This window comes from Streptomyces sp. ICC4 (assembly GCF_003287915.1).
Classification (GTDB): Bacteria; Actinomycetota; Actinomycetes; order Streptomycetales; family Streptomycetaceae; genus Streptomyces; species Streptomyces tritrimontium.
Genome location: NZ_CP030286.1, coordinates 3,462,262 through 3,484,400 on the forward strand (window position 1 = coordinate 3,462,262; position 22,139 = coordinate 3,484,400).

The following is a 22,139-nucleotide window of genomic DNA, read 5'->3' on the forward strand; positions in this document are numbered from 1 at the left end:
CGCGCCGCCCGCGAAGCCGCCGCCCGCGAAGCCGCCGGACCCGCCCCCGGCGCCGCGCCCTGCACCCTCCCGTACGACCTCGCCGACTTCACCGGCCGCGACCGGGAACTGGCCGACCTGCTGGCCGCCGCCGGGGACGGGGACGAGACCGGCACCCGGATCGTCGCCGTCGACGGCATGGGCGGCACCGGCAAGACCTCGCTCGCGGTCCGCGCCGCGCACCGGCTGGCCGAGCGGTTCCCGGACGGCCAGCTCCACGTGGACCTGCGCGGCTACACCCCGGGCGAGCAGCCGCTGCGGCCCGGAACGGTCATCGCCGGCCTCCTGCGCACCCTCGGGGTGCCGGGCGAGCGGATCCCCGAGGACCCCGCCGGGCGGGCCGCCCTGTGGCGGGCCACCCTGGTCGGCCGCCGGCTGCTGCTCCTCTTCGACAACGCCTCCGACGCCGCCCAGGTCCGCCCGCTGCTGCCCGCTTCGCCCGGCTGCCTGGTCCTGGTCACCAGCCGGGCGAGGCTGGTCGAGCTGGACGGGGCCGAGTGGATCTCCATCGGCGTGATGTCGCCCGCGGACAGCCTCGCGCTGATCACCGAGACCCTGGGCGCCGAGCGCACCGAGCGCGAGCCGGAGGCGGCCCGGGCGCTCGCCGCGCTGTGCGGGCACCTGCCGCTGGCCCTGCGCATCGCCACGGCCAGACTGCGCAACCGCTCCCGGTGGACCGTGCGGCACCTCGTGGACCGGCTCGGCGACGAGACCCGGCTGCTGGACGAGCTGAGCTCGGGCGAGCGGAGCGTGGCGGCCACGCTGCGGCTCTCGTACCAGGCGATGGACGAGGACCACCGCACGGCCTTCCGGCTGCTGGGCCTGCACCCGGGCGCGGAGATCGACGTCCACTCGGCGGCGGCCCTGCTGGCCGTGCACACCCGCGAAGCGGAGGACCTCCTGGAGGACCTCCTCGACATGCACCTGGTCCAGCAGCCCGAGCTGGGCTACTACGCCTTCCACGACCTGGTGCGCAGCTTCGCGCAGAGCCTGCGCAACACGGAGACGGCCGTGGACGACACGGCGGCGGTGGAGCGGCTGCTGGACTACTTCTACACGGCGACGGAGGCGGCGTGCGGGGTGCTGTTCCCCGCACGCTCGCCCTACGAGACGGGCCTGACGGGCTCGGCGGCGACCCTGCCCGCGCTCGGGGACGCCGACCCGGCCACCGCCTGGTTCGACCGCGAGGCCGCCGCGCTGATCGCCGCGGTGACGGCCGCCGAAGCCGGGGGCTTCCCCCGGCACGCCGTGTGGCTCGCCCGCAACCTGATGTTCTTCCTCAACATGCGGACGTACACCGAGCAGTACCTACAGGTCGGCAAGGTCGCGGCGGCCGCGGCCCGGCGGCTCAAAGACGCGAGGGCGCTGCGGCTGAGCCTGACCAACCAGGTCACCGCCCTGTGGAAGCTCGGCCGCTTCCGCGAGGGCATCGCCGTCGCGGAAGAGGCGCTGGAACTGGCCCACGCGCAGGGCGAGCGGCTCGGCGAGGGCGCCGGCCTGGAGGCCCTCGGCCTGCTGCTGAGCTGCCTCGGGGAGTTCACCGAGGCCGTGCGCCACCAGGAGGAGGCCGTCGCGGTGTTCCGCGAGACCGGGGCCGTCCAGGCGGAGATCCACGTCCTGTGCTCGCTGAGCACCACCTACTCCTGCCTCGGGCGGGGCGAGGAAGCCGCCCTGGCGGCGGAAAGGGCCGTGGACCTCGCCCGCGGGATCGGCATCCTCGGCGACGAGGTCATGGTGTTGAACGACCTGGCGAGCGCGTACCTGGACCTGGGCCGGTTCGCGGAGGCGGAGACCTGCCTGAAGGAGGCGATGGCGCTCGTCGAGGTCTCGCGCAGGCCCGACGACTTCGCGATGACCCGGGTCCTCATGGCCGCCGTCCAGCAGCACTTCGGCCTGGCCGAGGACGCGCGCGCCTGCGAGGAGGAGGCGCTGGAACTGCTCCGGCGCCGGCCCACCCTGGCCCGCCAGACGGTCGTCGAGCGGCGGATCGGCAACCTCCGGCTGGCGCGCGGCGAGCACGCCCAGGCCCTGGAGTTCTACGCGAGCGCGCTCGGGCGCGCGGCCGCGGCCGAGTACCGGATGGAGGAGGCCCGTGCGCTGGCCGGGATCGCCCGGGCCGCGCAGGCGCTGGGCGACACGGCGAGGGCGGACGGGAGCCGGGCCCGCGCCGTCGGACTGTTCACCGCGATGGGGGTGCCCCCGGGCGCCCGCTGCCCGCTCTGACACGAGGCACGAGGCACGAGGCACGACGCGCGGCGGCGGCCCGCCCCTGGTCCGGGGGTGGGCCGCCGCCGCGCGTGGGCCCCAGGGGCCGGTGGTGCGTGTCAGAAGACGCGGGGGGAGATGACGGGGGCCGGGCTGCCCGGTCCGTGGTTGTCCGCCTGGACGTGGGGCTGGTCCGTGAAGTCCCAGCCCAGGTCGATCGTCGCGCCCAGTGCGGCCGTGAGCCCCAGTGCGATGCCCCCGACGATTCCGGCCAGCTTGCTGCGCATGATTGTTCCCCGCCCCGTTGGTCTGTGCTGTCGTGCGTGCTGCGTTCGACAAGGGAGAGGTTCTCCGGAACCGTTCCCCAACGGTTCCCACTCCGATACCGACCTCGGACGCTACAGCGGGAACGGATCAAGAACCAGGCTCTGTCCGTTGGTTGAGCACGCGCCGTGCCCCCGCCCCGGGCATTGGCTCAATCGATCACTATCTCTGACTCGAATCGCGCCCCCAGGGCCCGCAGCCTGCGCTCGCACACCTCCCGCGTCGGCGCCGACAGCACCGCCGCGGCCAGGAAGTCCGAGGAGATGGCCGCCTCGGCGAGGACCTCGCCCGGCTCCGCGAAGACCCCGTAGAACTCCACCCACGGCTCCTCCGGCGTGAGCGGAATGCCGCGCACCGTGCCCGGCCGCTTCATCATCAGCACCTGCCCCGCCATGCGGACCGGCTCCAGCCGTTCCCACCCGGCCCCGTCACCGGCCTCCCGCAGGGCCGGCATCCGCAGCCCCGTGTGCGCCCGCGACGCCAGCTCCACCGGGTGCACCCCGAAGACCGCCGTCAGCACGTCCCGGATGCGCGCGCCCGCCGGGCGGGCCGCGACCTCGCAGACCACGAGCCGGTCGTCGGGCGTGTGGAACACCTCCGCGTGGAAGGCGAAGTCCGCCGGCCCGCCCAGCGCCGCCAGCGCCTCCTGCGCGAGCTCCAGCAGCCGCGGGGTCAGCGGGTCCGAGGGGTCCAGCGTGAGGTCCACCCGGGCGCCGCCGTCGGCCTGGAAGGAGGACAGGTCGTACTGGTACTGCGAGGGCCAGGCCATGACCGTGCGGCCGCCCGCGACCACCCCGTCCACGTGGCACATCGGGCCCGGGACGTACGCCTCCAGCAGCAGGTCCTCGCGGGGTCCGGTGCCGGGCGCGAAGTCCTCGGCGATCCGCTCCGCCAGCTCCTCCCCGGTCCGCACGATCCGCAGCCCGATGGAGCCGAAGCCGTCGCGTGCCTTGAAGACCAGCGGCAGGCCGTGCTCGGCGGCGAAGGCCCGTACCGCGTCCGCCGTCCCCGGCACGGTGTGCGGGGCCACCGCGATGCCCGCGTCGGCCAGCTTCCGCTTCATCAGGACCTTGTCCCGGAAGGGCAGCACCCCGGCGGGCAGCTGACCGGTCAGGCCGAACTTCTCGCGCAGCGCGGCCGCCCGGATCAGATCGGCCTCGTGGTGCGCGATGACATGGGTGACCCGGTACTCGTGGGCCAGGTCGCGGGCGAGACGGTCGATGAGCTCCTCGTCGTCGAAGGAGTCGACGAGCTCCAGGTGCCGGTAGCCGCCGGGGCCGTCCGGGACCCGCTCGCCGCCCGCCGCGATCTTGTCGCGGGCGGCGATCATCACCACGCCGCCGTCGAGCTCCGCGAGCCACCGGTCGTACGGGAAGGGGCCGAGCGGGAACCGGTGCAGTACGAGCGCGGTCATGCCGCCACCTCCATGTCGTCGTCGTGCGGGTCCGCGGCGATGCCGTGATCGGCGGCGGGCGCGGTGTTCTCGTGTGCGGTCACGTCGATGCGGATCCCGCCGGTCAGCCGCTCGCAGAGCGCGATCGCGGCATCGGTGTCGGCCGCCGTGACGGCGGCGAAGCCGAGCCGGTCCCAGTTGTCCCGCAGCGGGCGGACCGTGTCGCCGGGGCGTACGGAGACCTCCACGGCTAGCACGTCGGCGCGGGCCGCGACCTCCGCGACGCCCGACACGGCGGTGACCGTCCCCGGGTCGCGCAGCACGAAGCGGGTGCAGGCCCCCGCGCGGGCCGCGGGGGGCCCGGCGAGTTCCTCGACCAGGCCCATCGGCCAGGCCACCCCGTACGCGATGAGGTCGATCCCGTACGCCGCCTCGACCAGCTCGTTGATGTGGCCGCCGCCGACCCGGTTGTGGGACTCGATGACGACGGGGCCGCGCGAGCCCAGGCGCAGCTCGGTGTGGCTGGGCCCGTCGCTCACGCCCATCGTGTCGAGGAACTCGGCCACCGCGGCGGTGACCCGGGCGTGCGCGTCCGGCGCGAGGCGCGCGGGCAGGGCGTGGCCCAGCTCCGCGAAGTGCGTGTCGTCGACGAGCTTCTCGGTCACCGCGACCACCACGTGGCGGCCGCCGAAGCTGAAGGCCTCCACGCTGAACTCGGGTCCGTCGAGGTAGGACTCCATCAGGAACTCGCGGACGGTGAAGAGGGTCGAGCCGCGGTCGGTGCGCCGGCCGCGCAGCTCCTCGATCCGCTCCCACACGGCGTCCAGGTCACCCGCGCCGGCGACCCGGATCAGGCCGAAGCTCGCGGTCGCGTCGGTGGGCTTGACGATGAAGGGGAAGCCCGCGCGTCCGCCGAAGTCCTCCAGGGAGGCCCGGTCGGTGACCCGGCCCCAGTGCATGGCCGACGTGCCGTGCTCGGCGAGGTGGCGCCGCATGAGGTGCTTGTCGCGCAGCCGGCGGCTCACCTCCGGGCGGGTGCCGGGGAAGCCGAAGTGCTCCCTCAGCCGGGCCGCGGTGTCCAGTCCGCCCTCGGTGAGGGAGACGACGGCGTCGAACCCCCAGACCTCGCGGGCGGCCTCGGCGAGCGGCCGCACGGTGGCCCAGTCGGTGTAGTCGACCATCAGGAGGGCGTCGGCGAGCCCGGTCTGGAAGGCGTTGATCTTGTCGGGGTGCTGGATCAGCACCACGCGCACACCCAGGGCCTTGGCGCGCTCCAGGTGCTGGTCCGTGCCGCCGACGAGCAGCATGGTCCGGTCCCGGGCGGCCGGGCCGGTCCCGGTGGTGTCGGCGGTCGGGTCGGCTGCGGTCATCGCAGGGCCTCCTTCGGGGCGGCAGCGGCGGCGAGTGCGGCGGCGGGAGCGGCGCCGGGAGCGGTCGTGGTGCGCAGCGCGGCGCGGGCCGAGGCGATCCGCTCGGCGGCCTCGGCGGGACTCGCGGCGTCGACGACGGCGTAGCCGTGGCGGGTGGCGGAGTCGGTGGTGTGCGGCAGGACGTCGCCGGCCTCGTACGGGAAGTGCACGGCGTGCACGTGCTCCAGGGCGGCCAGTTCGGCCAGGCCGCCGACGGACTCCAGCGGCCCGGCCGGCAGCCGGAAGTAGCCGATGGAGGCGTACCGGTGGGGCGCCGGGACCTTGACGTCCTCGCCGGCCAGTGCCCTGAAGATCGCCGCCTCCAGGTCGAAGCCGGTCGCCACCTCCACGAGCAGCGGGATCCGGTCGCCGCCGAGCCGGGCCTGGGACTCCACGATGCGCGGCCCGGCCGGGGTGAGGATCACCTCGGTGTGCGCCGGGCCGAACTCGTACCCCGCGAGGTCGAGCAGGGCGGTGACGGTCGAGCGGATCGCGCCCTCGTCCACCGGGGACAGCGGGGCGGGGTGGACGTGCCCGGTCTCGATGAACCGGGGCGCGCCGCTGGTCTGCTTGGCGGTGATCCCGACGACCTCGTGCATGCCGTCGACGGTCAGGGTCTCGACGCTGAACTCGGGCCCGTCGAGGAACTCCTCGATGATGTACGGGCCTTCGAGGCCCGCGGCCTCGACCAGCCGGGTCCACTCCGCGAGGTCGGCGGCCGTGCGCACCAGCGCGATGCCGCGGCTGCCCGCCGAGTTGGCGGGCTTGACGACGGCCGGCAGGCCGAACTCCGCGAGCAGTCCCGCCACTTCGCGGAGCACGGCGGCTTCCCGGGCGCGGACCACGGAGACGCCGTTGCGGTTGAGCAGCCGGCGCATCGCGTTCTTGTCGTTGAGCAGCCGGACGGACTCCGCGCGGTTCGGCGACAGGCCCAGGGCCTCGGCCTCGGCGAGCACCGGGGCCATGCTGGACTCGCTGCCCAGGTGCAGGACGTGGTCCACCCGGTACTCGCCGGCGATGCGGGCCACCAGGGCGCGCAGGGCGGCCTCGTCCTCGAAGTCGACCAGCGCCACCTGCTCCGAGTGCGCCGCGACCTTGTCGAGGTAGGCGGCCGGCCGGAGCTTCGGGTCCCAGATCGACCAGACCCGGAAGCCGGCCTCGACGGCCTTGCGGACGAGTTGCTCGTACGGCATCACCATCAGGAGCCGGCCGGTGCTGCGGGGGTGGGTCATGACGTGGCTCCGTTCTGGGCCGGCGCGGCGGCCGGCCGGGCCGCCTCCGCGGCCTCGGTGTCGTTCCGCCCGGTGTCGTTCCGCTCGGTGTCGGCCGGGCCGGCTTCGCTCTGCTCGGCCGCGCTCCGGCGGGCTTCGCGCAGCGGCAGCAGGGAGCGGTAGACGAGGATGGCGCCGAGGCCGAAGGCCCCGTAGAGCAGGCTCATGCCGACCGGGGAGACGAAGGCTCCGACGCTCACGCACAGCGAGCCGACGAGCAGCCCGACGCGGGCGTTGAGGCCGTAGGCGGCCAGGTACTTGGTGCGGGCGGCCGGGTCCACGAGGTCGGCCAGCAGGGCCTGCTTGACCGGGACGTTGGCGATCTCGCCGAGGGTCATCAGGACGGCGGCGGCGATCAGGATCCAGCCGCTGTTGCTGACGGCCAGGACCATGTACCCGGCGGTGAAGACGACCAGGCCCGCGTACAGCCGGACGCGGTCGGACAGGCGGCGGAACATGCTGCCCGCGAAGAGGGCGAAGACGACGACGAGGGCGGTGTTGACCGCGCGCAGGATGCCGAGCATCGCGACCCCGTCGACCGCCGGGAACCAGCGCTCCAGGCCGGTCAGCGCCTGCTCGGGGAACTCGTCGGAGAGCCGTACGGCGATGTAGTAGCCGATCTGCACCTCGACGGCCCGGGTGAAGGTCGCCGCGACCATCAGCCGCAGGAACACCCGGTCCCGGGAGACCGCGAGGTAGCCGCGGAGCATGGCCGACACGCCGGCCGCCTGGGCCTTGGCGTACTGCGGGGCGCTCTCGGCGATCCACCACCAGGTCACCAGGGTGGTCGCGGCGGAGAGCGCGGCCGCCGCGGTCAGCAGCAGGGCGAAGTGGTCGCCGTAGAAGAACCCGCCGATCAGGGCGCCCAGGGTGAACGCCATGTTGATCGACCAGTAGTTGATCGTGTAGACGAGCGTGCGGTTCTCCGGGGTGGAGACGTCGATCATCATCGCGTCGGCGGCGGGAGTGGCGGCGCTCGCCAGGCAGGTGTTGAGCAGGAAGAGGACGAAGGTCGCCGCTCCCGACTGCCACCAGGGCGAGTTGGCCAGGGCGAGCAGCCCGAAGGTGAGGGTCGCCCCGATCTCGCCCGCGACCATCAACGGCTTGCGGCCGTGGACGTCGGCGAGGTGGCCGCCGAGGAAGTTGCAGGCGATGCCCGCGACCGCCACGGCCAGGGTGAGCGCGCCGGCCGTCGCCGCGCCGTACAGCGCGGCCAGGTGGATGACCATCAGCGGCATCAGCATGATGCCGAGCAGCCGCTGCACGAAGCCGACACCGAGCCGCAGCTTGATGTTGGGGTGCAGCTCGCGGAAGCTCACGACCCGGCTCCGTCGGCTCCGTCGTCGGCTCCGCCGTGGGCGCCGTCGTCGGCGCCGAGGAGTTCGTCGGCGAGGGTGCCGCCCTTGCCCCAGTAGGCCGGCTCCACGTCCCGGACGATCACGGTCACGGCCTCGTGCGGGCAGTGGGCGACGCGGGAGGCGGTCTCGGTCAGTTCGCGGACGAGCTCGGCACGCTGGGCACGGTCGTTGCCCTGCCACCAGTCGACGGTGATCACCGGCATGTCGGGGTTCCTTTGCGGAGTGGGGGAGGTCGGAGCGGGGGTGGAGCGGGTGGAGCGGGTGGAGCGGGTGGAGCGGTGAAGGTCAGGCGACGGGCTGGACGGGCACCTTGGCGACCGGCTGGAGGAGCGGCTGCCCGGCCGGCCGGGCCGTGGCCCGGGCGGTGGGGTCGCCGGCCTCGTCCCAGAGGCTGAGGTAGCGCTCGCCCGTGTCGGGCAGCACGGTGACGATCGAGGCGCCGATGTAGTCCGGGTGCGCGGCCAGCTCGGCGCAGGCGTGGGCGACGGCGCCGGAGGAGACCCCGACGAAGATGCCCTGGCGGCGGGCGAGCGCACGGGCGGCGGTCATCGCGTCCTCGTCGGACACGGTGACCACGTGGTCGATCAGGGCGACGTCCGTGGTGGGGGCGACGAAGCCGCCGTTGAGACCGGGGATCCGGTGCAGGCCGCCGGTGCCCCGGGAGAGCACGGGGGAGTTCTCCGGCTCGACCGCGATGACGCGGATCGACGGGTCCTGCTCCTTCAGGTACTTCGCGGCGCCGGTCAGGGTCCCGCCGGTGCCCACGCCGCAGACCAGGACGTCGACGCGGCCGGCCGTGTCGGTCCAGATCTCCGGGCCGGTGGTCTCGTAGTGGGCCCGCACGTTGTCGGGGTTCTCGTGCTGGCAGGGGAACCAGGAGCCGGGGGTCGCCGCGTGCAGCTCCTCGGCCTTGGCGATCGCACCGGGGTACCCGGCCTCGCGCGGGGTCTGCACGATCTCCGCGCCGAGCGCCTTGAGCAGGGAGACCCGCTCCCGGGTGGCGCTGTCGGGCAGCACGATGACGCAGCGGTAGCCGCGGGCGGCGGAGAACGCGGCCAGCGAGATGCCCGTGTTGCCGGACGTCGCCTCGATGACGGTGCCGTTGCCGGGCGTCAGCTCGCCCCGCAGCTCGGCGGCCCGCAGCATGTACAGGGCGGCCCGGTCCTTGCTGCTGGACATCGGGTTGGCCGACTCCAGCTTGGCCAGCACCTCGGTGCCCGGGGCGGTGTCCTCGAAGCGCAGGCGGATCAGCGGGGTCGAACCGACCAGGTCCTCGATGCTGTCGGCGATGGGGCGCATGTCACGGCTCTCGGTGCTGTCCACGTCTGTTTCCTCACAAGTTCGGTTCGTACGGCTGCGTTTCGGGTGGTCGTACGGTCAGCCGCACGCCGGTGAAGTCTTCGCGGGGATCCGCGGGGATCCGCGGTGTCGGGCAGGTCGGGGAAGGAGCGGGGGCCTACCAGGACCCGGCCGACGCGGTCGTCGCGTACAGGTCCTCCATGGGCTGCGGCTCCGCGCCCACCGCCTTGATCACGGCGGTGGCGGCCAGCACCCGCGCCCCCGGGGGCACGTCCTTGTTCACCAGGGCCTGGGCGCCGATGACGGCGTGCTCGCCGATGGTGACGGGCCCCAGCACGGTGGCGTTCGTACCGAGCACGACGTCGTGGCCCACCACCGGGTGGCGGCGCTCCCCGTCGGCCCGGTTGTTGTCGCTCCACCAGCCGACCGCGCCCAGCGTCACCTGGTGGTAGATGGTCACGTCGTCGCCGACCACCGCGGTCTCGCCGATCACCACGGCCGCACCGTGGTCGATGAACACCCGCCGGCCGAGCACCGCACCGGGGTGGATCTCCACGGCGGTGCCGCGCCGGGCGTGCCAGGCGATGGCCCGCGCGGTCATCCGCAGCCCCCGCCGGTGCAGCCGGTGCGCGATCCGGTGCGCCCACAGCGCGGGCAGCGCGGCGTGCAGCAGGGCCTCGCGGCGGCTGCGGATCGAGGGATCGCGGGCCACCACCACGTCCAGGTCCTCCTTCATGATCCTGAGCAGACCGGGCCGGTCGGCGGCCATCAGACGAGCGCCTCGGCGCGGTCCCCGACGGCGGTGTGCCCGGAGACCTCGGCGAGCACGGCGAGGGTCAGGCTTTCGAGCCGGGCCACGAGCTCCGGGTCGGTGTAGCGCCCGCCCTCGGCGGCCAGCGCACCCGTGCCGCCGACGGCCACCGGCTCGTGCTCGACGAGCTGCGCGCCGCAGCGGCGCAGTACGCCGACCAGACCGGGCTGGGCGTCGAGCCCGCCGCGCGCTCCGGGGGAGGCGCTGGCCACGGCCGTGACCTTGCCGCTGAGCGGGCTCTCGCCGCCCGGCCGGGACAGCCAGTCCAGCGCGTTCTTCAGCGCGCCCGGCATCTCGCCGTTGTAGGAGGGGGTGCTGATGAACAGCGCGTCCGCGCCGGCGACCAGCTCCTTGGCCCCGCGCACCGCCGCCGAACCGTCGGCCTGCTCCAGGGAGGCCTCGTAGAACGGCAGTTCCGCGACGGAGAGGGAGACGGCCTCGTGCGCGCCGGGCAGACCCTCGATGATGTGGCGCACGGTCGCCAGTACTGCGGTGTTCACCGAGTCTCGGCGCGTGCTGCCGGACACCAGAACGATCTTCGCCACGGGGACCCCTTCTCTTCGGCCTCCCGGTCGGCAGGCCTTCGACTGGTCACACACTCCCGCCGGCGGTTCCCGAACCCCTCCCGCTCCGTTCCCGGTTCCGGCGGGGCCGGGCCACGAGGCGCCTCCACCCGGCCGCTGACCGGCCCAAAACCCTGGTTTTACGCCCCTGACCTGCGGTGATACCCGTTCCCAGGGGGGTGTGGACGTTAATTGGCGGAGCCCTCCCCCCGGATGGCGTAGAGTTGGGTTTACCGACGCGGGGTGGAGCAGCTCGGTAGCTCGCTGGGCTCATAACCCAGAGGTCGTAGGTTCAAATCCTGCCCCCGCTACTCAGTACGAAGGTCCGGTTCCCCCAGGGGAACCGGACCTTCGTCGTTGCCCCCTCTTGCTCCCCGCTCTTGCTCCCTCTCCCCTCTCCCCTCACCCCGTCCCCTCCCTCACCCGAACGGTCCCGCCCGGCTGGCCGGACGGGCCCTCCGGCCGCCAGCCTTGGGGGGCGAGGCGACGGCGGCCCGCACCCGTGCGAGGGACCGGGCGGCAGGAGAGCAGCGTGGCGGGGCTGGGCCGGCAGGGCAGGAGCGAGCGCTTCTTCGGCGCGGTCGCGGGCAGCCCCGTGGTCCGCCGGGTCGTCAAGATGCTCCCGGTCACCCTGATCGCGGTCGGCTTCGCCTTCGACGTCCTGACCCCGCCCAGTTTCACGGGCTCCCCCTTCTTCTCCGCGGCCCCGCTGATCGCCGCCCCGCTGTTCACGCTCCGCTGGACCGTGCTGACCGGGGTGCTCGCCACGCTCGCCGTGGTCCTGCTGCACCTCTACAACGGCACCACCGTGAAGGTGGAGGCCCTCACCGAGCTCGCCACCGTCCTGACCGTCTCCGGGCTGGCCACGCTGATCAACGTCGTGGTGCGGCGCGGCACCGAGCAGCTCGCCTCGGCGCGCGGGATCGCCGAGGCCGCGCAGTGCGCCGTCCTGCCGACGCCCGCCGAACGCATCGGGGGCCTGCACGTCAGCGCCTCCTACGAGGCCGCGCAGGCGGACGCCTTCATCGGCGGCGACCTGTACGCCGTCCAGGACACCCCGTACGGGGTCCGCCTCGCGGTGGGCGACGTCCGGGGCAAGGGGCTCGGGGCGGTCGAGGCCGTCGCCGTGGTCCTCGGCGCGTTCCGGGAGGCGGCGGAGAGCGAGGCCACACTGGAAGGGGTGGCGCAGCGGCTGGAGCGGGCGCTGGCCCGCGAGGGCAACCGGCGCGACAGCCTGGACGCGGTGGAGGGCTTCACGACGTGCGTGCTCGGGGAGATCCCGTCGGGCGCGGGCGTCCTGCGCCTCGTCAACCGGGGCCACCCCGAGCCGCTGCTGCTGCACGCGGACGGCGCTCTGGTGGTGCTCGCGCCCACCGACCCGGCGCTGCCGCTGGGCATGGGCGACCTGGGCGGCTGGCCGGACCGGGTGCAGGAGTGGGAGTTCCCGGCGGGGGCGACGCTGCTCCTCTACACGGACGGGCTGACCGAGGCCCGGGACGGGGCCGGGGTCTTCTACGATCCGGCGGCCCGGCTGCGCGGCCGGGTGTTCCCCGGGCCCGACGAACTGCTGAGCGCGCTCGGCAGCGATGTCCGCCGTCACACGCGCGGCGGGGCGACGGACGACATGGCGCTGCTGGCCCTCGCCCGGCCCGCCGAGGGGCAGCCGGAGCGGCGGCGGACGGTCCCGGTGGTCCCGCGAGGGGACGGAGCGTGACCGCAGGGGCGCGCTCAGCGAGATTGCTGACAGACCGTCAATGTGAAGATGTGGCGGGAGGGGTGGGCGAGTCGGCCGATTTTTGCCCGAGTTGATCCCTGAGTGCGGCCATAAGTCCTGGCCAGAGCAGTTCAGTGGGTGGCTGATTGTCGTTAACGATCAATCGCAACTGCTTGGAATCACTCCCCTTCTTCTATTACCGTTCGATAACGCAGCGCGGTCGTCCCAGCCGTCGCAAGAGACGGCGCCGTGTGCGTGGACTTCATGAGGAGTGTGCCCCGGTGGCCTCCAACTCGCCTGCCCCTGAAGGCATCGAAGTCCAGGAGCCGCCCACCGCCGGAGCCTGGGGCGAATGGAACCCCACCGAGGACTCGGCCCGCCCGCCGCGCGGCAAGCACCGCGTGCTCAAGCAGCGCGGGGGACTGGCCCGTTCCTCCACCGTCCTCGGCGTCGGCGTCATCGCGGCGGTCGGCGCGAGCGGCATCGCCACCGCGCAGGACCGTCCCCAGGTCGCCATATCCCTCCCCTCCCTGCCGTCCCTGCCCGGCGTGCTCGGCGGCGAGGACGACGCCGCCACCGCCGACGCGGCGGGACGCGAGGGCACGGGCCCGGACGCCGCGGCCCGGACCGGGCTCTTCCCGCGCCAGGCCGACCGCCGGTCCGACGCGGGCGAGCTGCTGCGCAGCCGCATCCTCCAGCAGGCCGAGAACCAGCAGGAGGCGGCCGCCGCCCAGGAGCAGGCCGAGTCGGAGCGGGTCGCCCAGGAGGCCGCCGCCAAGGAGGCCCGCGAGTCCCAGGAGCGCGCCCGCCAGGCGGCCGAAGCGGCGGCGGCCGAAGCGGCGGCCAAGGAGGAGCGCGAGCTTCAGGAGGCCAAGGCGGCCGCCGAGGCCAAGGCCCAGGAGGCCGCCGCCAAGGCGGCCGGCGGCTACGCCCTGCCCACCTCGGCCTACACCCTCACCTCGCACTACGGGGTCGCCGGCTCCATGTGGTCCTCCGGCCACCACACCGGCCTCGACTTCGCCGCCCCCACCGGTACCCCCGTCAAGGCCGTCGCCGCCGGCAAGATCACCTCGGCCGGCTGGTCCGGCGCGTACGGGTACCGGATCGTGCTCGAACTCCCCGACGGCACCGAGGTCTGGTACTGCCACCTGTCCTCGATGTCGGTGACCGGCGGCTCGGTCGCCGCGGGCGCCACCATCGGCCGGGTCGGTGCCACCGGCAACGTCACCGGCCCGCACCTCCACCTCGAAGTCCGCCAGGGCGGCTCCACGGTGGACCCGCTGGCCTGGCTGACGTCGAAGGGCCTGAACGTCTGAGCCGTACGACGGCCTAAGACCTGTCCGGGCAGGGTTCGGGCCCGGCCCCGGTTCGCGCATCGCGGTGGTCCCGCGCATCGCGGTGGTCTCGCGGAGCACGGTGGTCTCGCGGAGCGCGGTGGTCCCGCGGAGCCGGTACGCCGGCCAGCGCGGGCCGCTCCACCGGGACCCGGTGGTCCAGCGGGTCGAACCAGGGCGGCAGCAGCTCCTCCAGCACCGCCGCCCGCGACAGGGCCGGTCCCGCCGTGGCGCGGCGCAGCCAGAGCCGGTGCAGCAACTCCCGCTCCCGGCCCGCGAAGTCGGGCTCGCGCGCCGGTCCCCGGCTGCGCGCCCGATGCCGCAGCAGGGCCAGGGCCGCCGCGTCGGCCTCGTACAGGGCCACCGCACGCCCGGCCGGACGGCCGCCCGTGCTCCGGGCCAGCTCGCGGGCCAGCGACCGCGCCGGCATGGACACCAGCGCGGGGACCTCGGCGGGGCCCAGCCAGCCGGCGGCCGCGTACACCGCGAGCTCCCCGGCGACGGCCCGCAGGCGCCGGCGCCGTATGCACACGGCCAGCCACGCCAGCAGCCCGAACAAGGGGAACATCACGCAGCCGTAGACCACGTAGAAGCCGGACTCCCCGAAGTCGGAGGAGCTGTTCCACAGCGCGTGCAGGCCCATGGCGGCGGCCAGGCCGAGCAGCGGCAGCCCGGCCCGCCGCGAGCGGCGGGCGGCGAGCGCGGCCGCGCCGAAACCGAGGCCGGTGAAGACCGTGAACAGCGGATGCGCGAACGGCGACATGACCATCCGGACGAAGAAGGTCGCCGCCGTGACCGAGTCCAGCACCCCGGCGCCACTCTCCGCGTCCTCGTCGAAGGCGTTGCCGAGGTAGAGGATGTTCTCGGTGAAGGCGAAGCCGGTGGCGGTGAATCCGGCCACCACGAAACCGTCGGCGGGGCCGGTGAACTGGCGTCTTCGGAAGAGGAACACCAGCAGCAGGGCGGCCGCCTTGGCGCTCTCCTCGACCACCGGGGCGATGGCCACCGAGCCGAGCTGGTCGGCGTTGGAGGGATCGGCGGTGGCCGCGGCTATCCACCGGGTGGCGAAGCTGTTGGCCAGTATGGCGATCAGCGCCGCCGCGCACGCTCCCCAGCCGAAGCAGAACAGCAGCTGCGCCCACGGATGCGGTGCGGCCCGGCCCACCCACCGGAACGCCGCCACGAGCGGCGGCACCGGCACCAGGGCCAGGCCGAGCCCGACGAAGAACCCGGGGGTGCCGGTCTGCTCCCGCACGAGCTCCAGGATCGAGATGCCGCAGCCGGCGAGCAGCACGACGAGCACGCACATGGGTACACGGGTCGCACGGACGGCACGGACCGCACGGACCGCACGGGACAGCCGGGTTGTCGCTCGGAGCACGCGATGACTCTACCGAGCGACTCCGACACGGGGAGTGACGTCGGGTCAGTTCCCCTTGTTGTCGGCGTTGTCGATGCGCCGGAAGAGCAAGTCGTGTACGACGTGGCCCTTGTCGAGCCCCTGCCCCTCGAAACGGGTGAGGGGGCGGAAGTCGGGCCGGGGCGCGTAGCCCCCGTCGGCCTGCGTGTTCTCGAACTCCGGCTGGGCGGTGAGTACTTCGAGCATCTGCTCGGCGTACGGCTCCCAGTCGGTCGCGCAGTGCAGGATCGCCCCGGGTGCCATGCGGGTGGCTGCCAGCGCGAGGAACTCGGGCTGGATCAGCCGCCGCTTGTGGTGGCGGGCCTTGGGCCAGGGGTCGGGGAAGTACACGCGGAGCCCGGCGAGCGAGTCGGGCGGCAGCATCTCGCGGAGCAGGATGATCGCGTCACCGTTCGCGACGCGGACGTTGGTCATCCCGCCGCGTTCGGCGAGCGCGAGCAGGTTGCCCTGGCCGGGCGTGTGCACGTCGGCGGCGAGGATCCCGGTCCCGGGGTCGGCGGCGGCCATCTGCGCGGTGGCCTCGCCCATGCCGAAGCCGATCTCCAGCACGACGGGAAGCCCGTCGAACATCTGCTTCAGGTCGATGACGTGGTGCCCGTCGATGTCGAGTCCCCAGGTGCCCCAGAGCCGCTTCAGGGCCTCGCCCTGCCCGGTGGTCACCCGGCTGCGCCGGGGCTGGAAGCTCCGGATCCGCCGCTCGTGGTGCGAGCCGGCCGGATCGGGCGCGGGCCCGTCGGGGAACCGCGGCTCGGTCCGCCACTTCGGGGGCGTGTAGGTTCCGGCCGCCTCCGGCGCGGGCTGGGAGGCGGGATTCTGGGGACTCGATGACTCAGACACAATCCCCGGATTCTACGCCCGCCCCACAACCACGCCCGGTCGCGCTTCCAGCCCCGCCGGAGCCCGAGGCCCGGGGCCGCAATTCCAGCCCCGCCGGCGTTTGAGGCGCGGGGTCTGGGGCGGAGCCCCAGGAGGGTCCGGGCGCAGCCCGACCCCTCGCCCCCGCAGCCGAGCCCGGGCCGCCCCGGTCCTACGCCGCGCGCAGCGCGGTGAGCGCTCGGGAGGCGATCTCCCGCCCGATCGGCAGCGAAGCGGTGGCCGCCGGCGACGGAGCGTTCAGCACGTGCACCGTCCGCTCCCCCTCCCGGATCAGGAAGTCGTCCACCAGCGTCCCGTCCCGCAGCACCGCCTGCGCCCGCACCCCGGCCGCCGCGGGCACCAGGTCCTCCCCGCGCACCGCCGGCAGCAGCCGCCGTACCGCCTCGACGAACGCCGCCTTCGACAGCGACCGCCGCACCTCGCCCGCCCCGTACCGCCAGTGCCGCGCGGCCATCCGCCAGGATCCCGGCCAGGCCAGCTCGTCCGCGAGGTCCCGCGGCCGCACCACGCCCCACCCGTACCCCTCGCGCGCCAGCGCCGGCACCGCGTTCGGCCCGACGTGGACCCCGCCGCCGATGCCCCGCGTCAGGTGCACGCCGAGGAAGGGGAACGCCGGGTCCGGGACCGGGTAGACCAGGCCGCGCACCAGTTCGGGCCGCGCCAGGTCGTAGTACTCGCCCCGGAACGGCAGGATCCGCATTTCCGGGTCGTCCCCGGCCAGCCGCGCGATCCGGTCGCACTGGAGTCCCGCGCAGTTCACCAGGATCCGCGACCGCACCACCAGGCCGGTGCTCGTCCGCACCGCGATGCCCGACGCGCGCCGCGAGATCAGCTCGACCGCCCCGCCGTAGACGATCTCCGCCCCGGAGGACTCCGCCAGCTGCTCCGCGACCCGCCCGTAGTCCACGATCCCGGTGGTCCCGACATGGATCGCGGCGAGCCCGCGCACCTGCGGCTCGTACTCCGCGATCTGCGTCGGCCCCAGCTCCCGCACCGGGATGCCGTTCTCCCGGCCCCGCTGCACGAGCGCGTGCAGGCGCGGCAGCTCGTCCCGCTCGGTGGCGACGATGAGCTTGCCCGTCACCTCGTGCGGGATGTCGTGCTCCGCGCAGAACTTGACCATCTCGGCCGCCCCGCGCACCGCGAAGCGCGCCTTGAGCGATCCGGGCTTGTAGTAGATCCCGCTGTGGATCACGCCGCTGTTGCGGCCCGTCTGGTGCCGCGCCGGGCCGGCCTCCTTCTCCAGGACGACCACGCGCGTCCCCGGAGCGAGCCCCGCGAGGGCATGCGCCGTCGACAGGCCGACGATTCCGCCGCCGATCACCAGCACATCGCAGTCCACCCTGCCCATGCTGCCCACGCCGCCCACACTGACACCTCCCACCCCTGCATAGTGCACCCCGCCACTGACAGCCGGGCGACGCGGGGCCTATGCCGGGGTCACCAGCAGAGGCCTGGCCCGCTCGCGCAGTTCGGCCACGCGCGGTTCGTCCCCGTACGGTTCCAGCCGGTGCAGGAGGTCCCGTACGTATTCGGTCGTCCGTGCGGACGAGATCCGCCCCGCGACCTCCACCGCCCGGGTACCCGCCGCACACGCGGCGTCGAGGTTCCCGGACTCCAGCTCGGCCACCGCGCTCACCACGAGCCGCAGCCCGTGTGATCGTACGTACTCCTCCGTCGGCCGGGACAGTGCCTGTTCCGTGAAACGCCTTACCTGCCTCGGGAGTTTGAGGTCGCGGTAGCACTCCGCCGCGTCCGCCGCGAAGCGGTCGTACGAGTAGAAGCCGAGCCAGGTCGGGTCGGCGTCGCCCTCCCGGGCCCGCTCCAGCCAGCTCTCGGCGGCCTTGAGCGCGCCCCCGGCGGCCGCGGAATCGCCGGCCTTCGCGTGCGCCCGGGCCTCGACGAGGCGGAAGAAGCTCATGGTGCGGGCGGTCGCCAGCCCCCGGTTGCGCTCGACGGCGGCCTGCGCGAGGTCCACGCCCTCGTCCGGGAAGTCCCGGTAGGTGGCCTGCAGCGACATCGAGGCCAGCACGTACCCCCCGAGCGGTACGTCGGCCGCCGCGCGGGCCAGGCGCAGCGCCTGGATGTAGTACCGCTGGGCCGCTTCCTGCTGCCCGGTGTCGAAGGCCATCCAGCCGGCCAGCCGGGTCAGTTCGGCGGTCGCGCCGAACAGCGCGCGGCCCACCTCGTCGGTGTAGGAGCCGAGCAGCAGCGGGGCCGCGTCCACCCGCAGGCACTCGGGGACCATCGACGAACGCCAGTCGCCGCCGCCGTATTTGGAGTCCCAGCGGCGGGCGTCCTCGGCGGCTTCGCGCAGCTTGGTCACATCGCTGTGGCCCACGCGCTGCGGGCCCGCGTCGGGCCCGGCGGGGGAGGGCGTTTCACCCGGAGGCTGGGCGGGCACACCCCCGACGAGGGCGCCGGGCGGCGCCGGAAGGCCTTCCGGCGGAGCCGCGCCCGGCACCGGTTCGCGCGACGCCACGGTCGCGCGGGACGAGGCCGAGCGATGGTGCCCTTGACCACTGCCTTGATTGTTCTGCCCGCTCTGCCCGCTGTTCTTCGCCCGTCCCTGCCCCGGGGCGGGTGCCTGTCCGGGCTCGCGCGCCACCGAGCTGTCGGCCGGAGATATCAGCCACCGCGAGGCCGGTGTCGCGTATGCGGACACCGAGAAGGAACCGGCGAGCGACTGCCAGATCCCGCCACCACCGCGCCGCCCGGCCAGGTCGAGCCGATAGAGGTCGGTGGCCGAGCGTACGGCGGCGCCCACGTCGCGCGGGAAGGCCAGCCCCACCTCGGGCGCCGGGTCCGCGTCCGCGAGCCCGATCTCGTGCAGCGGCACCGGCCGGCCGAGCTTCGCGCCGATGGCCGCCGCGATCAGGTGCGGGGCGGCGCCCTGCGGCACCATCCCCTTCGAGACCCACCGGGCAACGGACGTCTTGTCGTACCGAAGTGTCAGGCCGCGCTGCGCGCCGAGGTCGTTGACCCGGCGGGCGAGCCCGGCATTGCTGATGCCCGCGAGGGCGAGGACGGCGCCGAGCTTCTCATTGGGCTCGCGGAGCTCCCTGGACATGCGCCACCCCTCGTCACACGCGGAACGCATACGCCGCCGGGGCATAGGCGCCCGGCATTTCGTAAACCCAGCGTAGTTCCCCGCCTCCCAAGCGTTAAGGCCCCCTGTTCCGTATGGCGGGATTGTTGTCCGTATGCACAGTCGGGCGGGGTCCCGGGCCCGGGGCGCACGTGTCAGCGCGTGCTCCGCCCGTGTGGCCGTGCGCCCGGCCGTGCGCTCTGGCCGCTCCGTGGGCCCGGCGATTCGATGTGCGGTGCGTGGGTCGGCCCGCCGCGTGGATCAGGCGGGCCGGGGGACGCCGCTGCCTCAATCCCCGCGGGTGGCGGAACGGTCCGGGGGGCGGATGCCGTCTCCCGGGCCGCGCTCCGCCGTGTCCCGCAGCACCCCGCCGGACGGGTCCGGCGGGCCCTCGTCGCGGCCGAAGAATGGCCGAAAGCGACCTATGGGACGGTGGGAACGGAACGCCAAATACCGCATGGCCGGGGCGTGTTCGTTCGCACGTGCGCCCCCCTTAACCACTCTCGCACGCCTGTCTCGTGGCAGCATGGTCCCCGAGCCACCCGGGGTCCCGCCGGCCGTGCCCAGAGAGCCGACCGCGCCGTTCGTACCCCGGTCAGGTGCCCACGGGCTGGGGAGGCGGCGGTGCGCTGGTTGGTGGGTTGGAGCAGTATCGCCGCGAGCTTCGGCACGGCCGGACGCGTCGCGGGCAACGGCTCCGCCCGGAACGCCGCGCAAGGCTCCGGCCAGGGCGCATACGGCTCGGGCCAGGGCTACGGCCAGGACCACAGGCAGGGCTACGGCCACAGCCCGTACGGATCCGGCCCCGGCCCCGACGGATGGGCCGACGGCCCCCTCCGCGGCGGCCTCGCCGACGCCGACCAGACCCCGTCGGGTTATGGCCCGGCCGCCCCCGACGCCGACCGCACCGTCGTCCCCGTGGGCGCCCAACTGCTCTGGGGAGACCCCGACCCCCTCTGGGCCGTCGGCGACTGGCGCCCGGACGAGATCCGCACCCTCACCGCCGACCCCGCCGACCCCTTCACCCGGCTCGTCGTCCTCGGCTGCTGCGGCGCCACCGACGAAGAACTGCGCCGCGCCCTCTACGCCGCCCGCGGCGGCGCCCTGCGCCACCTCACCCAATGGCCCGGCAGCTACACCGCCGTCGTCCAGGCCGGCCGCCGCATCACCGTCCTCGGCGACCTCGCCGGCGCCCGGCCCGTCTTCTACACGCCCTGGGCGAGCGGAACCGCGTACGCCACCGCGGCCCTCCCGCTCGCCGACCTGATCGAGGCGCAGCTCGACGTGGGCCATCTCGCCGCCCTGCTGGCCTGCCCCGACAGTCCGGAGGCGCTGGGCGACGGCACACCGTACGTCGGCGTACGCCGGATCCCGCCCGGGCACGCGCTGATCCTGCGCGAGGGCTCACGGGAGATCACCGGGTACGAATCGGTGGCCTCCCTCGCGGTGGCCGCCGCCGAGGCCGACCCCGAGCGCGCGGTGGAGGGCGTGCGGGAAGCGTTGGTCGACGCGGTGCGCGCCCGGCTCACGGCTCCCCGCCATGCCCCCGAGACCACGGTCCACGACCCCGGGCCCGTCCCCGGAATGGGCCCCGCCGACCGGCGCGCGGCCCGCGGCGCCCCCGCGCCCGTCCCCGGAGTGGGCGCCGACCTCTCCGGCGGCAGCGCCTCCGCCACCCTCGCCCTGCTCGCGGCAGGACTCCCGGGAGCACCGGGCACCATCCTCAGCCGCACCGGCGAACGCCTCCTCGCGGTCACCTTCAACGACCTGGCCACCCCGCAGGGCCGCGAGGCCGAACTGGAACGCGCCCACGCCATCGCCGCCGACCCCCGCCTGCACCACGTGGTCGTGGCCGCCTCCGAGGAAGCCCTCCCGTACGCGGACCTCGACGGGCCGCTGACCGACGAACCGGGCCCCTCCCTCGTCTTCGCCGCGCGCGAGCGCCGCCGCCTCGCCGCCGGCTCCGCGGACCACTTCACCGGGCACGGAGCCCGCCAGGTCCTCGACGCCCACCCCGCCCGGCTCGCCGACCTCCTCCTCGACCGCCGCCGGCGCCACCTGCTGCGCCCGACGCTGGCCCTGGCCCGCTCGTCCCCCGCCGACTCCCTCCTCGTCCCCCTGACCGTGTACTCGGCGGCCCGCCGCCTGGCCCGTACGACGTACCGCGCGGGCATGGAGGCGGCGGCGGCCCGCCTGCGCGACGGGGTCCCGGCCGCGGGCACCGCCTCCCCGGTGGACGCGTCGCTCGCGGCCCTGACCTGGTCCCGCCCGGGCCCGGCGGCGGCCTGGCTGACGGGCGAAGCCCTGGCGGAGGTATCGATCCGCCTCACCGCGGCCGCGGGCCGCCCCCCGCTTTCCCTCCGGCCCGGGGAGGCCCGGGCCCGCGCCGTCCTGGCCCGCCACGCGGCCGACCACCGGGTCTTCGAACAGGCCGTGGAGGTCCGCAGCCAGCGCCTGCACGCCCCGTTCCTGGACAACCAGGTCGTACTGGCCGCCCGCGCCCTCCCCGACCACCTGCGCGTCCAGCCCGGCGCGCGGGCGGCGATCCTGCGCACCATCCTGTCCTCGTCCGGGGTCCGCGAACTCCCCCCGGGGTGGGGCACCCCGTCCCACACCCCGAACGAATCGGCGACCCGCCTGGGCCTGCGCGCGGCCCTCCCCGACCTCCTGACCCTCTTCACCGCCCCCCTCCTCGCGGACGCGGGCCTCATCGAAGCCCGGGTCGTCCGCCAGGCCCTCCTCGACGCGGCGGACGGCCGCCCGGTCCCGCTGGACGGCCTGGCGGAACTCGTCTCGATGGAACTCTGGCTGGGCCGCCTCCTGTCCCGCCGGGGCACCTGCTGGACGGGCACCTGCACCTCCTGCCGTCGCGCGGTCTCCCAAGGCTGTCTCTTATTCACATCGGACGCTGCCGAGGACTTACCCGCGTCTGATTCCGGGGGCCACCCGTGCAGTAGGGCGATGCCGTAGAGCTTGTCGGCCATGGCGCGGGCGGAGAGCAGTTCGCGTGTGCCCAGTGCGCGCCAGAGGTCGTC

General features: G+C 74.5%; 17 protein-coding genes and 1 tRNA gene. 5 read left to right on the forward strand and 13 right to left on the reverse strand.

What is annotated here, in order from left to right:
* Window positions 1-177 precede the first annotated feature (177 nt).
* Window positions 178-2,262, forward strand: a complete 2,085-nt coding sequence (locus tag DRB89_RS16070) for a tetratricopeptide repeat protein (protein WP_239516174.1) — start codon at window positions 178-180, stop codon at window positions 2,260-2,262.
* A gap of 101 nt (window positions 2,263-2,363) precedes the next feature.
* Here the strand turns inward: DRB89_RS16070 and DRB89_RS42965 are convergent, their stop codons facing one another.
* The 9 genes from DRB89_RS42965 to DRB89_RS16110 all read right to left on the reverse strand — a co-directional run bounded on the left by DRB89_RS42965 (window position 2,364) and on the right by DRB89_RS16110 (window position 10,654).
* Window positions 2,364-2,531, reverse strand: a complete 168-nt coding sequence (locus DRB89_RS42965; protein ID WP_162688601.1) for a hypothetical protein — start codon at window positions 2,529-2,531, stop codon at window positions 2,364-2,366.
* A 188-nt stretch (window positions 2,532-2,719) separates the two neighbouring features.
* Entirely contained in the window at window positions 2,720-3,982 is a 1,263-nt protein-coding gene (locus tag DRB89_RS16075; protein WP_112447410.1) for a hypothetical protein, read from the reverse strand.
* Window positions 3,979-5,331, reverse strand: a complete 1,353-nt coding sequence (locus DRB89_RS16080; protein ID WP_112447412.1) for an ATP-grasp domain-containing protein — start codon at window positions 5,329-5,331, stop codon at window positions 3,979-3,981. Before DRB89_RS16080 ends, DRB89_RS16075 begins: the two co-directional genes overlap by 4 nt.
* On the reverse strand, window positions 5,328-6,602 hold the full coding sequence (locus DRB89_RS16085) for an ATP-grasp domain-containing protein (protein ID WP_112447414.1): 1,275 nt from the start codon (window positions 6,600-6,602) through the stop codon (window positions 5,328-5,330). The genes DRB89_RS16080 and DRB89_RS16085 overlap by 4 nt, the downstream gene beginning before the upstream one ends.
* Complete coding sequence (locus DRB89_RS16090; protein WP_112447416.1) at window positions 6,599-7,960, reverse strand: MFS transporter; 1,362 nt, start codon at window positions 7,958-7,960, stop codon at window positions 6,599-6,601. Before DRB89_RS16090 ends, DRB89_RS16085 begins: the two co-directional genes overlap by 4 nt.
* Window positions 7,957-8,202 (reverse strand): 4-oxalocrotonate tautomerase family protein, encoded by a 246-nt coding sequence (locus tag DRB89_RS16095; RefSeq protein ID WP_112447418.1) that lies wholly within the window; start codon window positions 8,200-8,202, stop codon window positions 7,957-7,959. Before DRB89_RS16095 ends, DRB89_RS16090 begins: the two co-directional genes overlap by 4 nt.
* A gap of 82 nt (window positions 8,203-8,284) precedes the next feature.
* Window positions 8,285-9,298 (reverse strand): cysteine synthase family protein, encoded by a 1,014-nt coding sequence (locus tag DRB89_RS16100; protein ID WP_112453242.1) that lies wholly within the window; start codon window positions 9,296-9,298, stop codon window positions 8,285-8,287.
* Between the two features lie 157 nt (window positions 9,299-9,455).
* Window positions 9,456-10,067 (reverse strand): serine O-acetyltransferase EpsC, encoded by a 612-nt coding sequence (epsC, locus tag DRB89_RS16105; RefSeq protein ID WP_204357654.1) that lies wholly within the window; start codon window positions 10,065-10,067, stop codon window positions 9,456-9,458.
* On the reverse strand, window positions 10,067-10,654 hold the full coding sequence (locus DRB89_RS16110; RefSeq protein WP_162688602.1) for an NADPH-dependent FMN reductase: 588 nt from the start codon (window positions 10,652-10,654) through the stop codon (window positions 10,067-10,069). The genes epsC and DRB89_RS16110 overlap by 1 nt, the downstream gene beginning before the upstream one ends.
* Window positions 10,655-10,909: 255 nt before the next feature.
* Here DRB89_RS16110 and DRB89_RS16115 point away from each other — a divergent pair.
* The 3 genes from DRB89_RS16115 to DRB89_RS16125 all read left to right on the forward strand — a co-directional run bounded on the left by DRB89_RS16115 (window position 10,910) and on the right by DRB89_RS16125 (window position 13,702).
* Window positions 10,910-10,983, forward strand: a tRNA-Met gene (locus DRB89_RS16115).
* 221 nt (window positions 10,984-11,204) lie between these two features.
* On the forward strand, window positions 11,205-12,386 hold the full coding sequence (locus DRB89_RS16120; RefSeq protein ID WP_112463311.1) for a PP2C family protein-serine/threonine phosphatase: 1,182 nt from the start codon (window positions 11,205-11,207) through the stop codon (window positions 12,384-12,386).
* 281 nt (window positions 12,387-12,667) lie between these two features.
* Window positions 12,668-13,702 carry a M23 family metallopeptidase gene (locus DRB89_RS16125; RefSeq protein ID WP_112451721.1) on the forward strand — a complete coding sequence of 345 codons (1,035 nt, stop codon included), beginning with the start codon at window positions 12,668-12,670 and terminating at the stop codon, window positions 13,700-13,702.
* Between the two features lie 13 nt (window positions 13,703-13,715).
* Here DRB89_RS16125 and DRB89_RS16130 read toward each other — a convergent pair whose 3' ends face one another.
* The 4 genes from DRB89_RS16130 to DRB89_RS16145 all read right to left on the reverse strand — a co-directional run bounded on the left by DRB89_RS16130 (window position 13,716) and on the right by DRB89_RS16145 (window position 19,086).
* The gene (locus DRB89_RS16130) at window positions 13,716-15,029 is read right to left on the reverse strand and encodes a PrsW family intramembrane metalloprotease (RefSeq protein ID WP_239516175.1); all 1,314 of its coding nucleotides are present in this window, start codon (window positions 15,027-15,029) and stop codon (window positions 13,716-13,718) included.
* Between the two features lie 117 nt (window positions 15,030-15,146).
* Window positions 15,147-15,977: a tRNA (guanosine(46)-N7)-methyltransferase TrmB gene (gene trmB / locus DRB89_RS16135; protein ID WP_112451722.1), complete on the reverse strand. Its 831-nt coding sequence runs from the start codon at window positions 15,975-15,977 to the stop codon at window positions 15,147-15,149.
* 190 nt (window positions 15,978-16,167) lie between these two features.
* Window positions 16,168-17,367 (reverse strand): L-2-hydroxyglutarate oxidase, encoded by a 1,200-nt coding sequence (gene lhgO, locus DRB89_RS16140; protein WP_112453988.1) that lies wholly within the window; start codon window positions 17,365-17,367, stop codon window positions 16,168-16,170.
* Window positions 17,368-17,445: 78 nt separating this feature from the next.
* Window positions 17,446-19,086 (reverse strand): sporulation protein, encoded by a 1,641-nt coding sequence (locus tag DRB89_RS16145; RefSeq protein WP_112451723.1) that lies wholly within the window; start codon window positions 19,084-19,086, stop codon window positions 17,446-17,448.
* A 642-nt stretch (window positions 19,087-19,728) separates the two neighbouring features.
* Here DRB89_RS16145 and DRB89_RS16150 point away from each other — a divergent pair.
* A complete protein-coding gene (locus tag DRB89_RS16150; protein WP_204358142.1) occupies window positions 19,729-22,074 on the forward strand; it encodes an asparagine synthase-related protein in 2,346 nt (781 codons plus the stop codon).
* Window positions 22,075-22,139 lie beyond the last annotated feature (65 nt).